Origin of the sequence: Kaistella solincola (genome assembly GCF_000812875.1) — a bacterium.
Classification (GTDB): Bacteria; Bacteroidota; Bacteroidia; order Flavobacteriales; family Weeksellaceae; genus Kaistella; species Kaistella solincola.
Genome location: NZ_JSYK01000003.1, coordinates 896,002 through 912,399 on the forward strand (window position 1 = coordinate 896,002; position 16,398 = coordinate 912,399).

The window sequence follows — 16,398 nt, forward strand, 5'->3', positions numbered from 1 at the left end:
TCAGGAGACTTTTTTGGTTTTTTTAGAACTTTCCAAACTTGCTTTAAGCTGCGCCATCAAATCCACAACTTTTCCGGTTTCTTCCGGCTCCTCGTCGGTTTTTTTCACTTTTTTACCTTTGGCTTTGCTTTCGATAATTTTCAGCAAATCTTCGTTGTAAGTATCTTCGTAAGCTGCGGGATTAAATTTTTCTGAAGTTTGCTCAATCAGCGAAATTGCCATTTTCAGCTCACCGGCTTTTGGATCTTTTGCCGGCGGTAATTTCAGATCTTTGTAATCGCGGATTTCCTGCGCAAAACGCAAACGGTTTACAATTAAAATTTCGTCCTGATACGGACGAATCATGCCGAAAATTTCTTTGTCGCGCATGATAAAAGTACCAATACCGGCTTTTTTGGTTTCGCTTAATGCTTTCAGCAATAAATTGTAGGCGTTTTCGGCATTTTTTTGCGGTTCCAGAAAATAGGGGACTTCAAAATAAACCGAATCTATTTCCTCTTCCTGAACAAACTGTTCAATGGAAAAAACCTTGGTTTTTTCTGGTGCGACGGCGGCGTAATCTTCAGGTTCCAGAATTACATAATTGCCGTCGATCATATAGCCTTTCACAATATCAGCATACTTAACTTCCTTGCCGGATTTCTCGTTGACCCTTTTAAATTTGATATTTGCGTGGTCGCTTTTATCCAACATATCCAAATCTAAATTGGAATCCTGCACTGCAGAATACATTTTTACCGGAATATTTACGAGACCAAAACCTATTGCACCGTTCCAAATCGCCTTCATAATTACATTTTTAATGATTTGCCGTAATGAAATAATTATGCCTTTCTGCTTACTGCTCACCAGATTACATTTTTGTGGTATAGAAATTTTCGGTGCTGTTTGGGCTTTTTTTTTAAATCTTTAAAAAAAGGTACACCGGCTAAAATTCCTTAACTTTGTTCACTTTAAAAAATTGAAAATTTTGAGCGCACATAAAGCAGGATTTGTAAATATAGTCGGGAAACCAAACGCAGGAAAATCTACACTTCTCAACCATTTGATGGGCGAGAAACTCGCGATTGTCACCCAAAAAGCACAAACCACCAGACACCGTATTTTCGGGATTTATAACGAAGAGGATTTGCAGATTGTCTTTTCAGATACGCCGGGAGTATTAGATCCGAAATACGGACTACAGGAAAAAATGATGGATTTTGTAAAAGATTCGTTGCAGGATGCCGACGTTTTTTTGTTCATTGTTGATATTACCGACCGCACGCCGCCAAGCGAATTTTTAATTGAAAAACTCAACAAAATTCCGGTTCCCGTTCTTATTTTGGTGAATAAAATTGATGCTTCAAACCAAACCGATTTGGAAAAAGTGATGGAGGAGTGGCATGAACGCATTCCGAAAGCTGAAATTTTACCGATTTCCGCATTGACAGGATTTAATACCGACGTTATCTTACCAAAATTAAAATCTTTATTACCGGAAAATCCGCCTTATTACGATAAAACGCAATACACCGACAAGCCTGAACGCTTTTTTGTGAACGAAGCAATACGCGAAAAAATATTGTTGAATTACGAAAAAGAAATTCCTTATTCTGTGGAAGTGGTGACCGAAATGTTCAAGGAAAAAGAAGGAATTATCTTCATTGATGCGGTAATTTATGTTGAAAGAGACACGCAGAAAGGAATTATCATCGGCCACAAAGGTGATGCAATAAAAAAAGTGGGTACAGAAGCACGACTCGACCTTGAAAAATTCTTTGATAAAAAAATTCACCTGAACCTTTTTGTAAAGGTGAAAAAAGACTGGCGCAAAAACGACCGTGACTTAAAGAATTTTGGCTATAGATAGCAGTTGTAGGAAATATTTCTTACTTTAGTCTCTTTTTAAAATTTTTATCACTAAAAATACTTCAATGAGCTACTTTACTTCTGTTAAGGACAATCCGGAAATTAATAATATCATCATGCTATTTGCCCGTATTTTTGCGGGCGTTTCCATGATCATGCTTCACGGTTTACCGAAACTGATGCTACTTTTGGGTGATAAGGAAATACAGTTTTTCAACTTCTTGGGAATAGGGATGAAAGCGACTTTAATATTGGCCATCATCATCGAGCTGATTTGCTCTTTTTTACTGATTATTGGGCTTTTTACGCGCGGTGCGGCGTTGGTTTTAGCTGCCATCATGTTTATCGCAGCTTTCGTGGTTCACTTTTCGGATCCGTTCAGCGTACGCGAAACCAGTTTACTTTATTTAACCATTTTTGCGCTCATTTTTACATTTGGTCCAAGATATTTTTCGGTGGACCGAATGATTTCCAGCCGCAGAGATTCTTCCTGGTAAAAGGCGATTTTTTTTGCTTTTAGATAATTAACCAACTTTTATAGTTGGTTTTTTTTATGCCGTTTTATATGTTGTAAATAAGACTAATTTTTAATAGTTTTGAGAAAAAAGTATTCATGACAAAAACCTTAATCACCGTAGCACTCCTTTTCATAGGTTTTGCGAGCGCCCAGGAAAACATTTCATACCAGAAACCTTCTGCGGAAATTCTGAAACTTGCAGATTACGAGCGCGCACCATCTGTAATGATGGACAGCAAGCGCGACTATATGATTTTTTCGTACCGTCCAACTTATAAATCTCTAGACGATTTAAATCAGGACGAAATGAAACTCGCGGGTTTACGCGTGAATCCGGTAACCAATATTTCAAGTTCTATAACTTATGTAAACAATCTGAAAACCAAAAGGTTAAAAGACAAAACCGAACTTCAGGTTAAAGGTTTACCTGCAAACGCTAAAATTGCATACATGAATTTTTCTCCTGATGAGAAAAAAATGGCTTTCACCAATACAAGCGCAAACGGGGTAGAACTTTGGATTTTAGATTTAGCCACAAACACCGCGAAAAAAATATCTACTCAGCCGCTAAACGCGAATTTAGGAATGCCGTTCACTTGGATGGCAGATTCTCAGCATCTGATTGTAAAACAAATTCCTGCCAACAGACCGGAATTAATTGATGATAAGAAAAGCTTACCGACGGGTCCAACAGTTTCCAATTCTGACGGTAAAGTTTCGCAAAACAGAACGTATCAGGATTTGCTGAAAAATCCGCAGGACGAAGCAAACTTTGAGACTTTAGCAAAAGCTGAACTGGTAAAAATTGATATTGATGGCACTCAGGAAAAATTTAAGCCTGCAGAAATTTATTCCTCGATGAGTTTTTCACCGGACGGTAATTATCTGATGCTGACGACGATTCAAAAACCGTATTCCTACATCGTTCCGCTCAACCGTTTCCCCATGACTTCTACCATTTACGATAAAGACGGAAAATTGGTAAAAACCGTCAACGAAACGCCTTTAAATGAAATTATGCCGAAAGGTTTTTCCTCGGTAAGAAAAGGTAAAAGAAATATGTCGTGGCGAGATGACCAACCGGCAACATTGGTTTACGCTGAAGCTTTAGACGGCGGTGATCAGTCGAAAGATGTTGAATTCCGTGATGAAATTTTCCTTTGGGAAGCGCCATTTACCGCCGCACCGAAATCGTTTTTCAAAACCAAGCAGCGTTTTAACGGTATCGAATGGTCGAACGGGAATTATGCCGTTATTTCCGATGATTGGTACGATACCAGAAACACAAAAACCTATTTGATTAACCTCACAGACGGAAGTTCAGCAAAAATTGATGACCGAAATTATCAGGACGTTTACAGCGATCCGGGGAATTTTGCGGATACTAAAAACAAATTTGGGCGATATGTAATTGATGTTCAAAACAATACCGCCAAACTGGTTGGTGCCGGTTTCACCAAAAACGGACAGTTTCCGTTCATCGATGAAGTGAATTTAAGTACCTTCGGAAAGAAAAGAATTTATACTTCAAAACTTAAAAATTCTAAAGAAAGTATTGTTGATATTTTGGATAAAAACAATGTTTTGGTTGTGGAGCAGTCCGCGACATTATATCCGAATTATTTCATCCGAAATTTAAAAAGTGGAAAAGCAGTTCCTGTTACCAACTTCGACAATCCGTTTGAAAGCATTAAAAACGTTTATAAAGAGGTAATTACCTACAAAAGAAATGATGGTGTAGTGCTCAGCGGAACGCTTTATTTACCGGCAAACTACGACAGAAAAAACCACAAAGAAAAATTGCCGCTATTGATCTGGGCTTATCCAACGGAATATAAAGACAAAAATACTGCTGGACAAAGCACGCAAAATCCGAACGATTTTACTTTCCCAAGCTATGGTTCCTTTATTTACTGGGTTACTAAAGGTTACGCGGTGTTGGATGATGCTTCGTTCCCAATTATTGGTGAAGGAAATACCGAACCAAACGACACTTTTATCACACAACTGATCGCGAATGGTAGAGCAGCAATTGATGCGGTGGAGAAATTAGGTTATCTCGACCGAAATAAAGTGGCTGTTGGCGGACATTCCTACGGCGCATTTATGACGGCGAACTTGCTTACACATTCAAAAGATTACGCCTGTGGCATTGCGCGAAGTGGCGCGTATAACAGAACGTTGACGCCTTTTGGTTTCCAGAGTGAGCAGAGAAATTACTGGGACGTTCCGGAAATTTACAACACAATGTCGCCATTTATGCAAGCAGACAAAATGAAAACTCCGTTGTTGCTGATTCACGGTGAAGCGGATAACAATCCGGGAACATTTACCTTGCAAACTGAAAGATATTTTCAGGCGCTGAAAAATCTTGGTGCACCTGTTAGAATGGTTCTTTTACCAAAAGAAGCTCACGGCTACGCAGCAAAGGAAAATGTTTTGCATACGTTGTGGGAACAGGATCAGTTTTTAGAAAAATGCTTAAAATAGCAGCGAAAAAAAGCCTTCCGGACTGGGAGGCTTTTTTAATTTCTATAGCTTGATTAATTGCAATGAAGCCAGGAATGGAAATTATGTACCAAAAAACTATATTTAAAAGTCAGAAACAAATTCAATTTAACATAATATAAATTATAGGCGTTTTTAGAATATAATTTATTGCCGCTTATTTCAGCATATTTTTTTGATTTACCATTGTAATGCTAAAGCTTACAGCGAAAAATTTTCGCCTGATTGTGTACTTTGAATCTATGGATACAAAATTAATTCTACCCCCGAAAAAAATTCCTTCCTCTTTGAGCAAATTTTTCAATTTTAAATTTACCACAAAGAATTAAAAATCAAAATTTTGAAAAATTCCGCTTTATTCGGGCATTTTTTTCGGTTTTAAGTAAAGCCAAATCAGCACTTCAAAAAATTTACTTAAATTTAAATCTCAAAAAAAACTACAACAATAAACTTATGAAAAACTTTATAGCGGCATCAGCAATTATTCTGTTTGCACTCGCTTGTGAGAAAAAAGCAGATGAAACGGTGGTTACAAACCAGTCCAACCAGGATTCTATGGTGATTCCGGAGTCCAACGAAGCGGTGGAATCCTCCACGCTTCAAACCTGTTATATGGAAGCTATTGGAAAAGATACCGTTTTCCTTTCACTGGAAGATAATCTCGGAACTTTCATCGGAAAAATGCGCTATAAAAACTTCGAAAAAGACAGCTCTCACGGCGATATAATGGGAAGCCAAAACGGCGACACGCTGAAAATTGTGTATACTTTTCAGGCGGAAGGAACAACTTCTGAACGCGAAATTTATTTCCTTAAAAAAGACGGTTCACTCCTCGAAGCTACCGGTTTATACGATGTTGACGGCATCAAATCCGTTTACGCGAAACCCAACGAACTGAAATACGATGGTCATGTTTTAAAACAAACCGATTGTACGGATTTCGATAAAAATTTCGTGCTTAAATAACCAATTTTTCCGTTTTACCGAAATATCATTCACAATATTTTTCCAGCTTTTTAAATTATCTTAAATTAGGCAAAACAACAATTTATGTCTTACTACCCTTTGACTTCCATCCCTGATTACTACGGAATTGACAGCTTATTAACTGAGGAACACCTGCTTATACGGCAGTCGGTTCGCGACTGGGTTGAAAGTTTTGTAATGCCGAAAATTGATGACGCGGCGCAACATCATACTGACATTCCGGATTTAATGAAAGAATTGGGAAAAATCGGTGCTTTAGGGCCATATATTCCTGAAGAATACGGCGGTTCCGGACTTGACCAAATTTCCTACGGAATCATTATGCAGGAATTGGAGCGCGGCGATTCTGCCGTACGTTCCGCAGCTTCCGTGCAGAGTTCTCTGGTGATGTTTCCGATCAATGAGTTCGGTTCTGAAGAGCAAAAGAAGAAATATCTTCCACAGCTTGCTTCTGGTGAAATGATAGGTGCTTTCGGGCTTACGGAACCAAACCACGGCTCCGATCCGGGTTCGATGGAAACTTATTTTGTGGACAAAGGAGATCATTATTTATTGAATGGTGCAAAAATGTGGATTACCAATGCTCCGCTTTGCGATATTGCGGTGGTTTGGGGCAAAAATGAAGACGGAAAAGTTCAGGGTTTAATCGTTGAACGTGGTTTTGAAGGATTTTCAACGCCGGAAACTCAAAATAAATGGTCGCTTCGTGCTTCCAAAACCGGTGAATTGATTTTTGATAATGTAAAGGTTCCGAAAGAAAATCTTTTACCGAATGTTATCGGTTTGAAAGGTCCACTCTCCTGCTTAAATTCCGCCCGTTACGGCATTTCCTGGGGCGTGATCGGTGCAGCAATCGACTGCTATTGCACGGCTTTGCAATATGCTAAAGAACGAAAACAGTTCGGAAAATCAATCGCTTCTTACCAGTTGCAGCAGAAAAAATTAGCTGAATTTCTGACCGAAATTACAAAAGCACAGTTGCTGTGTCTGCAGCTTGGAAACTTAAAAAATGCACACAAAGCAACGCCAGCACAAATTTCCATGGCGAAACGGAATAATGTAAAAATGGCTATAGAAATTGCGCGCGAATCACGGCAAATTCTTGGCGGAATGGGAATTATGGGCGAATTCCCGATGATGCGCCACGCCGCAAATTTGGAGTCGGTAATTACCTACGAGGGCACTCACGATATTCACCTGCTAATAACCGGCATGGATATTACGGGCATCAACGCTTTTTAAATTAAAACCTTCAACAAAAGTTGAAGGTTTTTTTTACCAAGTTACTTTTTCGGTTTCTTTAAAATATTTTTCCGGGTCCAGAATTTCCTGAATTAAATTTCGGATAGATTTCATCGGCTGTTCCAGCAGATTTTCCGAAATTTCCGTTTTATCGAAAATGCTTAAAAGCTGCACACCCTGATTGGCTTCGGCAAAACTCCAGATTCCGCACTGCACGCGTTTATCGACAATTGTCGGCGAATGAATTGCAGCGTATGCGTAAATACAAAGCTGAAGCGCCTGTTTGCGGTCATCTTTAAAAAATATCTTTTCAAGCTTTTCTTCGTCTTCCACTTTTTTTGGCTGTGAAATGGCCAGATTTTTCGTTTTTGCTGTTTTATAATCGATGATGCGGAGCTCTCCGTTTAAGCGGTCGATTCTGTCAATAAATCCATAAAACGAAACATGATCTGTTTTATCTTCGTTCAGATAAAACGGAATATTTTCAAACTGCTCTTCAATACCGATTATTTCTAAAGAGTTTCCGCCTTTAACCAGATCAAGATCGTAATTTACAATCGTCCGCACTACCCTTTCCGCAATCGATTTATGGATGAAATTCATACCTTTTTCGTAAAAATCAAGCTGATGATTCATTTTAATAATCGACGTATTTACGATGTCGCTGATTTGGGAAGAAGAAAATTCCAAATCACTTGCAACCAATTGTTTACCTACCAGTTTTTCATATATAATCTGTAAAGAATAATGAACGAGATTTCCGTAACTGCGCTGCGACAGTTCTTCTTCAATTTCGCTGGTTTCGCGTGTTCCCAATATTTTTGTCAGATAAAAATCGATCGGATTGTAAATATATGAAGTCAGATGTGAGGCTGAAACGCGGCTTTTCCATTCTTCCAGCTTTTTTAAAACCGAAGCTGTTTTTTCGATTTCAATGGCTTCTTTATTGATCGGTTCGGACGTGTTTTCTATGATGATGTTCTCAATCTGGTGATGGTTGTCTTCAATCTCCAGTTGCGTGATAAAACGGCTTTTTTCGCCGGTATTTACACCGGAACTTAAAGCATTGAAAAGCAGGTGAACATTCGGTGAACATTGGATAAGCCGGTAAAAATGGTAGGCATAAATGCTGTCATTTTCTAGGAAAGTATGAAGATTAAAATGGCGACGAACGTCGAAAGGCAGATAAGTGTTCTGCGAATTGCCCAACGGAAGTTTCCCTTCATTAGCAGACAGCAAAATAACATTTTCAAAGCACAGCAAACGCGTTTCCAGCAAACCCATCACCTGTAAACCTTGCAGCGGTTCTCCTTCAAAATCGATGGTTTCGGAATTTACAAGCTGGTTGATGAGCACTTCCAGCGTGTCCATTCCCATTGCAAAAGTGTACGGTGAAAGCTGGTTTTTAATGATTTTAAAACTCTTTTCAAAGTGCGAAATACTTTCGTACAAAATATCGTCTATTTCCCGGAATTTCAGTTCATAACAGAACGAAATAAGCTGGTCCAAAAACGAAATGATGCCAGCAGGTTTTTCGAATAAATTGAAAAAGGAAAGCTCGTTTAACAGTTCTCTAAACTGGTTTTTTCCAATGTAAACAATGTTTCGTTCTTCAATATTTGCTTTAAAATTCAGGATAATCCGTTGGTCAACTTCATTATTCGGCAGTTCTTCCAAAACCGAAAGCACATCATTATAATAGTAAGACGAATCCTTTTTTTCCAGCTGCTTTTGGAGGTAAAAAAGCTGTTTTACCGCGTTGCTGAAATTCAGGTTTTTAAGCGGAAAACCCATTGTAATATTCAGATAATTTACGCTGCTCAGCGCATCGAGGCAGGTTGGCAGCAAATTTTCGTCCAGAAGAACCACCGCGGTTTTCGAAAGATTTGGATCATTAATGTTTTTAAAAATGTCCGGCAAAACTTTCGCCTGGGTGATGTTGCCGGAAACTTCATAAACTTTGATGTTTTTCGGTTGCGCAAAATCATCATCTATCCAGCGGAATTCGCGGCTGTCATTAAATTCTTTCCAGGTTTTAATGTCGCGCAGAAATTTTCCTGCTTCCTGGCGCAAATCGTTCATATAATATTCGTCGGTATGGAAAAAACATTGCGCTTTATCCCATTGTAAAAGGTTTCGCACGAGTTTTTCCTCAACTTTGGTGAAGGCATTAAACCCGCAGAAAACAAATTTATTTGCCGTTGTTTGGGCAAATTTTTCGGTTTTACCTTTCACGGTTTCATGAATCATTCCGGAAGTTGCCCAGTTTTTCTCCGCCAATTTCTGTTTTAAGATCGGTAAAAAATGGTTCATTTTCTGCCAAAAATTCAAATATTTATGCCGCGGCAAATCCGTAGTATCACCAAGGTTTTCAGACCAGTTTTTAATGCGTTCTTCGTCGAACATATATTCCAGAACGGCTTTGTCGGAATCCGTAAATTTCAGAATATCATCCCAATCTTTTAAAAGCGTCGGAAACCATTTTAAGAAGCCGGCAAAATCTTCACCGGGATAAATTTCCCGATAAACATCAAAAGCAAAAAGCCATAAGGCAATTCCTTTCACCGGTTGCTTCTCAGAAATCTGCACAATTAAATCTTCAATCGTATAAAAATTGGGCAGCAAACCTGAATATTGTCTTTCCTGCAGAATTCTTTTAATGAAAACAATGGGTCTTTTTCCCGGCAAAACAATGGAATATTGTGAAAGATCTGCATTTTGATCCAGCAGTTCGGTTATAATTTTATTTAAAAATTGCATAAAAATTTCGGGGGTATTTGGGCAAAAAATTTTAATTCTGCTTTGCAGCAGAATTGCTTTTCTAAAAACTTAAAAATAAGGATTTTCTCAATAAGTAAGCATTTTTATAAGAAAGAAGTTTTGCAAAAAAATGCCTTTATAGCAGCCAAAAAAGTGCTTACAGAACGGTAATTTTTTTCTCAATCCAAATTGCTTTTCCCGCGGAATTTAAACCATTAAAAAATTTAAAGAAATACGTTCCGCGCTGCTGCGGCCGAAAATTTATCTGAGAAAAATGTACTTTTTTTTCACCGCACGCAGCTTCCGTCGTGAATTTGTATGAAGTTACATCGCGGTTGAATTCATCGGCATAAATATAATCGTAGCCGTAAAATCCTTCGCAGCTGTAATTAAATGTAGAAAAAGTCTGAATTGCCTGAATGCTGAAAAGTGCCATCGTGTCCTGCTCAATTTTCACGCTGTCTATCTGCACCGCGCCGGAGCTGTTCACATACGCGCGCTCATTACGGTCGTTACAGCGAAGCACGCATAACAGCAACAGAAAAATTGCAACGTAGTGTAAAGAATTTTTCATAAGCTGGCATTTTGGAAGGTCACTTATAAAACGAACAAAAACAGGAAGTTAGGAAAGAAAATTTTCCTTTGATAAATATACTACTTTTTTGGTTTCAAAAAATTCACTTTCGAAATAATTTTGAAGTGGAAAAATTTCGGTTTTCAGCCCGGCAAGTTCTTCGGTTAAGTCGCCACCTTTCAGGTATAAAACGCCGTTACGTTTTGCATTCAGGTTTTGTTTTTCGAATTTTCCCTTTAACCAGGTTAAAAAAACGGGCATCTGCGTCACCGCGCGACTTACCACAAAATGAAATTTTTCTTTCAGTTCTTCAGCTCTTGTATGAATTGCAGTCACATTTTGCAAACCTATTCCCTCGGAAACTTCTTTCACCACCGTAATTTTTTTACCGATAGAATCCACCAAAGTAAACTGCACTTCCGGAAAAAGAATCGCGAGCGGAATTCCTGGAAAACCGCCGCCTGTACCAATATCTAAAACTTTTGTACCGGGAACGAATTCCATCACTTTTGCGATGCCTAAAGAATGCAGAATATGTTTTTCGTACAGCGAATCCATATCTTTTCGGGAAATCACGTTAATTTTTTCATTCCATTCCGCATACAATTCTTCGAGCTGCGCGAACTGATTTTTTTGTTTTTCTGAAAGATCTGGAAAATACTTTTCTATTAATTCTACCGGCATTTAGCAATTTTTTACAAAAGTATGAAAGCTTTTTAGAAAAGTTTCTTTTTGCGGCGTCGAAGTAAAAATTTAACTTTGAAATACTTTAAAATAATTATGAATAAATATTCTGACCGACTGCAAAGGCTCAGTTTTTCGCAGACTTTTGTAATGAGCAACAAAGTTCGGGAAATGAAAGCCGCTGGAATTGATGTGATCAGCCTTACTTTGGGCGAACCGGACTTTGACGTTCCGGATGATATTAAAACAGCAGCTTTTGCCGCAATTGACCAAAATTTCAGCCACTACTCGCCGGTTCCCGGTTTTATGGATTTGCGCCAGGCTATTTGCGAAAAATTGCAGCGCGATAATAATCTACAGTATGAACCGTCGCAGATTTGCGTTTCGAATGGTGCAAAACAGTCTATTTTAAATGTTCTGGCAGCAATAATTAATGATGGTGATGAAGTTATTTTGCCGGCGCCCTTCTGGGTAAGCTACGAAGAAATGGTGAAAATGATGGGCGGCACGGGAATTATCGTGAATACCAGCATAGAAACTGAGTTTAAAATTACGGCACTGCAGCTAGAAAAAGCAATTACACCTCGAACAAAAGCCCTGCTCTACAGTTCGCCTTGTAATCCATCCGGAAGTTATTATACCTACGAAGAGCTTGAAGCGCTCGCAACTGTGATCGCAAAACATCCTCAGATTACAGTGATTTCGGATGAGATTTACGAATACATCAATTACGACGGAAAACATACTTCTATCGCAGAATTTCCGCAGGTTTACGAACAGACGGCGGTAATTAATGGAATGTCGAAAGCTTTTGCGATGACGGGGTGGCGGATTGGATATTCGGCGTGTCCGAAATGGCTGGCGCAGGCGTGCGAAAAAATTCAGGGACAGATGACGAGCGGCGCGAATACCATGGCACAAAAAGCTTCAATTACCGCGCTGAAAACCGATCCGTCGAACTACGATTATATGATTAAAGAATTTAAAAAAAGACGCGAAATCGTGTATTCTTTAATGAAAGGAATTCCGGGTTTTAAGGTGAATTATCCGAAATCAGCATTTTATTTCTTTCCGGATATTTCTTATTATATCGGTAAAACCATCAACGGAAAACCGGTTGAAAACGCGGATGATTTCGCGATGATTTTGCTTGAAAATGCGCACGTTGGTGCTGTTGGCGGTGTCTCTTTCGGAAATCCAAACTGCGTGCGGTTTTCTTACGCCGCGGCAGAAAAAGATTTAATGGAAGCAATGCGGCGCATCAAACATTTTCTGGAAAATGCAGAAATTTTCTGAGCTATTTGCACAAAAAAAACCGGTTTAAAATTTAAGCCGGTTTTTTTATATTTTTTTGAAGAAATTAAAACTTAATAATGTCTTTCATTTTTTCGTTTTCCTCGTTTACCATATCATCGTCAACCAAAATTTTACCGGAATGTTCATCGATAATAATTTTTTTACGTTGTGCGATTTCCATTTGCTTTTGTGGCGGAAGCGTAAAGAACGATCCTTTCGGCGCACCTCTTTCCAAACCTACAACTGCTAAACCGGTTGGAGAGCTGGTTCTGATTCGTTGGTAAGACGCCAACAAACGCTCATCGATATTTTTCGCAAATTCCTGTGATTTTGCAAGTAAAAAATCTTCTTCTTTCTGAGTTTCCGAAACCAAATTTTCAAGCTCCTCTTTTTTGAATTTCAAGTGGTTTTTTAATTCTTCGATTTTGTTGGTCAACTCCTCCAAAGTTTCGTTTTTATGGCTAATTTTTGCACCAAATTCACCAATTCTTTTCTCCGCCAACTGAATTTCTAAATCCTGGAATTCAATTTCTTTTTCCAAAGATTCAAATTCTTTATTGTTGCGAACGTTATCTTGCTGCGTCTTGTATTTTTCAATTAAAGATTTCGCATGATTGATCACTTCATTTTTGGTGTTAATTTCCTCATTTTGAAGTTTGATTTCGCTTTGAAACTTTTCAGCTCTTTTTTCCAGACCTTCAATTTCAATTTCCAGATCTTCTACTTCAATCGGCAATTCACCGCGTGTGCTGCGGATTTCATCCAAACGGGAATCAATAATTTGAAGATCATATAATGCTCTAAGTTTATCTTCAACGGATATTTCTACAGTTTTTTTTGCCATATTTTTATAAAAAATAGTTTACAGGGTTGGTTTTCTCGGTAGATTTTGAGATCGCAAAGGTAGTGAATTTTTGTGATAAAATTTCAACTAAATGCTCAGTTACAAATTGTTCAGATTCAAAATGTCCGATGTCGCACAGCAATATTTTGCCTTCGCTGCGGAAAAAATCGTGATATTTTAAATCTCCGGTTAAATAAGCATCACAACCTGCAGAAAGCGCGGCTGATAAACCGCTTGCTCCACTTCCACCCAAAACTCCGACGCGCTTAATTTTTTTACCGGTAAAATTGGAATGTCGAATGATTTTTAAATTAAAAGTTTTTTTAACAAATTCCAGAAAAGTATTTTCATCCATTTTCTCGCTTAATTCGCCAAATCTGCCTAAACCTAAATACTGGTTTTCATTTTCAATTTTAATAATCTGATAAGCAACTTCCTCGTACGGATGCGCATTTTTCATAGCTTTAACGATGCTGTTTTTCTTATAGTCTTCAAAAACCACCGAAAGAACCAACTCATCCGTATGCTCACATTTGTTGATTTCACCTTCATACAGATCTGCACCCGGTTTTGGCTTAAAACTTCCTTTCCCCGGAATGGTAAAGCTGCATTCTTCGTAGAATCCGATATTTCCCGCGCCGGCTTTAAACAAGGCATTCTTCACTTCGCTTGCATTCTCTGGCGGAACATAAAGTTGTAAGATCTGAAGTTTATGCGCAGAAGGAATCAAAATTTTCTGGCTTAAAAGACCTAATTTTTCACAAATTTTGTAATTGACACCAAAATAATCATTATCAAAAGCGGTATGAATCGCATAGATTGCAATTTTATTTTCAATCGCTTTCAGCACCGTTTTTTCAACATAATTTTTGCCGGTAATGCTTTTTAAACCTGAAAAAATAATCGGATGAAATGTGACAATTAAATTTAAATTCTTTGTAATAGCTTCATCAACAACATTTTCCAAAACATCATGGCAAACCAAAATTCCCGTAACTTCGCGTGAAGGATTACCACAAAGCAGCCCAACATTGTCAAAATCTTCAGCTTGCGCTAAAGGAATGAGCTTTTGCAAGCCTTCTATTACTTCATTAACTGTCATTTTATTATGTTTGTAGCGAATTTAGCGATTAATTTTAAATTCTACCGATACGAGTGATGGAAAGAGAACACGATTTTATTCCCGAAAGAAAAAAGTGGAAGCGCCAGCTTTTCCGTATTATTTTCAAATCGGACACCCGGCTCGGAAAGCTGTTCGACCTATGTTTGCTTGTATTGATTTTCCTCAGCACTTTCATTGTGATGATGGAAAGCGTGGATATTTACGATGCAAAACTCCATAATCTCTTCGTAATTTTAGAAATCATCATCACCGCGTTTTTCACGGTGGAATATATTCTCCGCATTATCACTTTGAAGAACAAAAAAGCCTACATTTTCAGCTTTTTCGGGATTATTGATTTTCTTGCGATTTTACCTTTTTATTTAAGCCTCTTTTTCCCGATCACGAAGTATTTCCTTATCCTTCGGATGTTGCGCATGCTAAGGATTTTCCGCATTCTCAACCTGATGGATTTTATGAACGACGGTTATTTCATCATTCGTGCTTTAAAGCACAGCTCGCGGAAGATTTATATTTTTCTACTCTTTTTGATGATTTTTTCTGTAATTATCGGTTCGATGATGTTTATGGTTGAAGGTCACCGTGATGGTTTTGAAAGTATTCCGCAAAGTATTTACTGGGCGGTAGTAACGGTAACTACCGTTGGTTACGGCGATGTTTCGCCCGGAACTCCACTGGGAAAATTTCTTTCGATATTATTAATGTTAGCCGGTTATTCCATTATCGCAGTGCCTACCGGAATTGTCACCGCTGAAATGCGGAACAAGCGCCAAAACCTTGAGAAAGTTTGCCACCGTTGCGGTAATGATGATATTGACGACGACGCACGCTACTGCAAAATCTGCGGCGAAAAAGTAGTGAAAGATATCACTCCGGAATAAAATCTAAAACTTTTTTAGCTGCTTTTCGGGCATTTTTTTCAATTTTTAAAATCCCGGATAATTAAATATAAAAAAGTGCATCGTTTGATGCACTTTCTCATTTGTGTTTTTAGAAATATTTAGTCTTTAAAAAGTGAGACTCTTGTAAAGGAATCAATAGTGACGTTAACGTTAATATCTGCGGACAGTGTCAGCTGATAACCCTGGCCGGGCGCCAGACTATCAGGATCGGCAATGGTATAAAAATAAAAGGTGACCACATTTCCCGGTGAAAAATTAGACGCCGCTGGTATCATTCCAATTGAATTTACGATAAAACCCGAAACCGTATTCTGGAATTTAGCGTTTATTGAACCAATTGAACCGGAGTCTGCGTTCGCATACAAAACCAATCTCCAGATATGAACCTGCCCGCCAATATCATTTTCCCTGAAACGGCCGTTTGGCGAGTTCAGATAAATATACGGAGTTTTGTCAGCTACATTCGGTGTAGTTTCCGGCCAGCTTGTAGTTGGTGATGGCGCAAAATTTAAGGGGGTTTGATATAAAACCTGCTGCTCCGGTCCGTAAGTGCCATGCGCAGCTTTAAGATAAAGTGTCGGTTTCAACTGACCGGCGCCGCCGGAAAGAATTTTCACCACGCCATCATTACCTGCTGCGGAAGATGTAGGAACAAATATTTGTTTCCATAAAGTCCCATCCCAATACTGGAAGGCGTTTGCTGTAGTATTGAAAATTAAAGTTCCTTCAGTTAAAGCAGCATTTGCAACACCGGCAGGCGGTACCGTTGCCGGATTGTTGTCGGCGAGATTGGTGTCCCGCTGAGCGTCTGTTAGTTTCGGGATTAATATCCCTTTGTCGTTGGAATGGATGTCTAAAACCGTAGCGCCATTCGGTGTGGTAGTATTAATGCCGACCTGAGCATAGCTGAAAATGCTCATCGCAGTTAATACTGCAATAGTAAATTTCTTTTTCATCTTTGTGTGTTTTGTTTTACGAAGTTAAGGCCAAGGAACCCCAATGTATTGCAGTAAAAACACCCATTTATGAAAAAATTTGCCGCTCAAAACACCTTTTTTTTAAAACTTTCGGTGTGCTCCAATTATTATAAAACTTTAAACAAAGCAAACT

The 16,398-nt window shown here is 38.6% G+C and carries 14 protein-coding genes; 7 read left to right on the plus strand and 7 right to left on the minus strand.

Translation table 11 applies throughout. The features are described 5' to 3' along the window. Positions 1-789, minus strand: coding sequence for a non-homologous end joining protein Ku (gene ku / locus OA84_RS08135; RefSeq protein ID WP_039344612.1), 789 nt, complete (start codon positions 787-789; stop codon positions 1-3). A gap of 181 nt (positions 790-970) precedes the next feature. Between ku and era the strand changes: the two genes are divergently transcribed. From era to OA84_RS08160, 5 genes are all read left to right on the plus strand, one after another. Further along, positions 971-1,852, plus strand: a complete 882-nt coding sequence (era, locus tag OA84_RS08140; RefSeq protein ID WP_039345906.1) for a GTPase Era — start codon at positions 971-973, stop codon at positions 1,850-1,852. A gap of 64 nt (positions 1,853-1,916) precedes the next feature. Continuing rightward, the gene (locus OA84_RS08145) at positions 1,917-2,348 is read left to right on the plus strand and encodes a DoxX family protein (RefSeq protein WP_039344615.1); all 432 of its coding nucleotides are present in this window, start codon (positions 1,917-1,919) and stop codon (positions 2,346-2,348) included. Between the two features lie 116 nt (positions 2,349-2,464). Next, the gene (locus tag OA84_RS08150; RefSeq protein WP_039344618.1) at positions 2,465-4,858 is read left to right on the plus strand and encodes an alpha/beta hydrolase family protein; all 2,394 of its coding nucleotides are present in this window, start codon (positions 2,465-2,467) and stop codon (positions 4,856-4,858) included. A gap of 471 nt (positions 4,859-5,329) precedes the next feature. Continuing rightward, on the plus strand, positions 5,330-5,842 hold the full coding sequence (locus tag OA84_RS08155) for a hypothetical protein (RefSeq protein ID WP_039344621.1): 513 nt from the start codon (positions 5,330-5,332) through the stop codon (positions 5,840-5,842). Positions 5,843-5,926: 84 nt separating this feature from the next. Further along, positions 5,927-7,105 (plus strand): acyl-CoA dehydrogenase family protein, encoded by a 1,179-nt coding sequence (locus OA84_RS08160; RefSeq protein WP_039344624.1) that lies wholly within the window; start codon positions 5,927-5,929, stop codon positions 7,103-7,105. Between the two features lie 33 nt (positions 7,106-7,138). Here the strand turns inward: OA84_RS08160 and OA84_RS08165 are convergent, their stop codons facing one another. From OA84_RS08165 to rsmG, 3 genes are all read right to left on the minus strand, one after another. Then, the gene (locus OA84_RS08165; RefSeq protein WP_039344627.1) at positions 7,139-9,865 is read right to left on the minus strand and encodes a PD-(D/E)XK nuclease family protein; all 2,727 of its coding nucleotides are present in this window, start codon (positions 9,863-9,865) and stop codon (positions 7,139-7,141) included. 157 nt (positions 9,866-10,022) lie between these two features. Next, entirely contained in the window at positions 10,023-10,439 is a 417-nt protein-coding gene (locus OA84_RS08170) for a hypothetical protein (RefSeq protein ID WP_039344628.1), read from the minus strand. Between the two features lie 48 nt (positions 10,440-10,487). Next, positions 10,488-11,123 carry a 16S rRNA (guanine(527)-N(7))-methyltransferase RsmG gene (rsmG, locus tag OA84_RS08175; RefSeq protein WP_039344631.1) on the minus strand — a complete coding sequence of 212 codons (636 nt, stop codon included), beginning with the start codon at positions 11,121-11,123 and terminating at the stop codon, positions 10,488-10,490. Between the two features lie 96 nt (positions 11,124-11,219). Between rsmG and OA84_RS08180 the strand changes: the two genes are divergently transcribed. Further along, on the plus strand, positions 11,220-12,419 hold the full coding sequence (locus OA84_RS08180) for a pyridoxal phosphate-dependent aminotransferase (RefSeq protein WP_039344634.1): 1,200 nt from the start codon (positions 11,220-11,222) through the stop codon (positions 12,417-12,419). Between the two features lie 64 nt (positions 12,420-12,483). On the opposite strand, the gene OA84_RS08185 is transcribed toward OA84_RS08180, so the two are convergent. Further along, positions 12,484-13,263: a zinc ribbon domain-containing protein gene (locus OA84_RS08185; RefSeq protein ID WP_039344637.1), complete on the minus strand. Its 780-nt coding sequence runs from the start codon at positions 13,261-13,263 to the stop codon at positions 12,484-12,486. A 4-nt stretch (positions 13,264-13,267) separates the two neighbouring features. Continuing rightward, positions 13,268-14,365: a Nif3-like dinuclear metal center hexameric protein gene (locus OA84_RS08190; RefSeq protein WP_039344638.1), complete on the minus strand. Its 1,098-nt coding sequence runs from the start codon at positions 14,363-14,365 to the stop codon at positions 13,268-13,270. A gap of 56 nt (positions 14,366-14,421) precedes the next feature. Between OA84_RS08190 and OA84_RS08195 the strand changes: the two genes are divergently transcribed. Continuing rightward, on the plus strand, positions 14,422-15,267 hold the full coding sequence (locus tag OA84_RS08195; RefSeq protein ID WP_039344641.1) for an ion transporter: 846 nt from the start codon (positions 14,422-14,424) through the stop codon (positions 15,265-15,267). A gap of 119 nt (positions 15,268-15,386) precedes the next feature. Here OA84_RS08195 and OA84_RS08200 read toward each other — a convergent pair whose 3' ends face one another. Further along, on the minus strand, positions 15,387-16,244 hold the full coding sequence (locus tag OA84_RS08200; protein WP_039344644.1) for a hypothetical protein: 858 nt from the start codon (positions 16,242-16,244) through the stop codon (positions 15,387-15,389). Positions 16,245-16,398: the final 154 nt, after the last annotated feature.

Coding starts and splice junctions, on each gene's coding strand:
- ku (WP_039344612.1), bottom strand. CDS start 789: ATGAAGGCGATTTGGAACGGTGCAATAGGTTTTGGTCTCGTAAATATT.
- OA84_RS08150 (WP_039344618.1), top strand. CDS start 2,465: ATGACAAAAACCTTAATCACCGTAGCACTCCTTTTCATAGGTTTTGCG.
- OA84_RS08195 (WP_039344641.1), top strand. CDS start 14,422: ATGGAAAGAGAACACGATTTTATTCCCGAAAGAAAAAAGTGGAAGCGC.
- rsmG (WP_039344631.1), bottom strand. CDS start 11,123: ATGCCGGTAGAATTAATAGAAAAGTATTTTCCAGATCTTTCAGAAAAA.
- OA84_RS08160 (WP_039344624.1), top strand. CDS start 5,927: ATGTCTTACTACCCTTTGACTTCCATCCCTGATTACTACGGAATTGAC.
- OA84_RS08180 (WP_039344634.1), top strand. CDS start 11,220: ATGAATAAATATTCTGACCGACTGCAAAGGCTCAGTTTTTCGCAGACT.
- OA84_RS08145 (WP_039344615.1), top strand. CDS start 1,917: ATGAGCTACTTTACTTCTGTTAAGGACAATCCGGAAATTAATAATATC.
- OA84_RS08200 (WP_039344644.1), bottom strand. CDS start 16,244: ATGAAAAAGAAATTTACTATTGCAGTATTAACTGCGATGAGCATTTTC.
- OA84_RS08165 (WP_039344627.1), bottom strand. CDS start 9,865: ATGCAATTTTTAAATAAAATTATAACCGAACTGCTGGATCAAAATGCA.
- OA84_RS08155 (WP_039344621.1), top strand. CDS start 5,330: ATGAAAAACTTTATAGCGGCATCAGCAATTATTCTGTTTGCACTCGCT.
- OA84_RS08170 (WP_039344628.1), bottom strand. CDS start 10,439: ATGAAAAATTCTTTACACTACGTTGCAATTTTTCTGTTGCTGTTATGC.
- OA84_RS08190 (WP_039344638.1), bottom strand. CDS start 14,365: ATGACAGTTAATGAAGTAATAGAAGGCTTGCAAAAGCTCATTCCTTTA.
- OA84_RS08185 (WP_039344637.1), bottom strand. CDS start 13,263: ATGGCAAAAAAAACTGTAGAAATATCCGTTGAAGATAAACTTAGAGCA.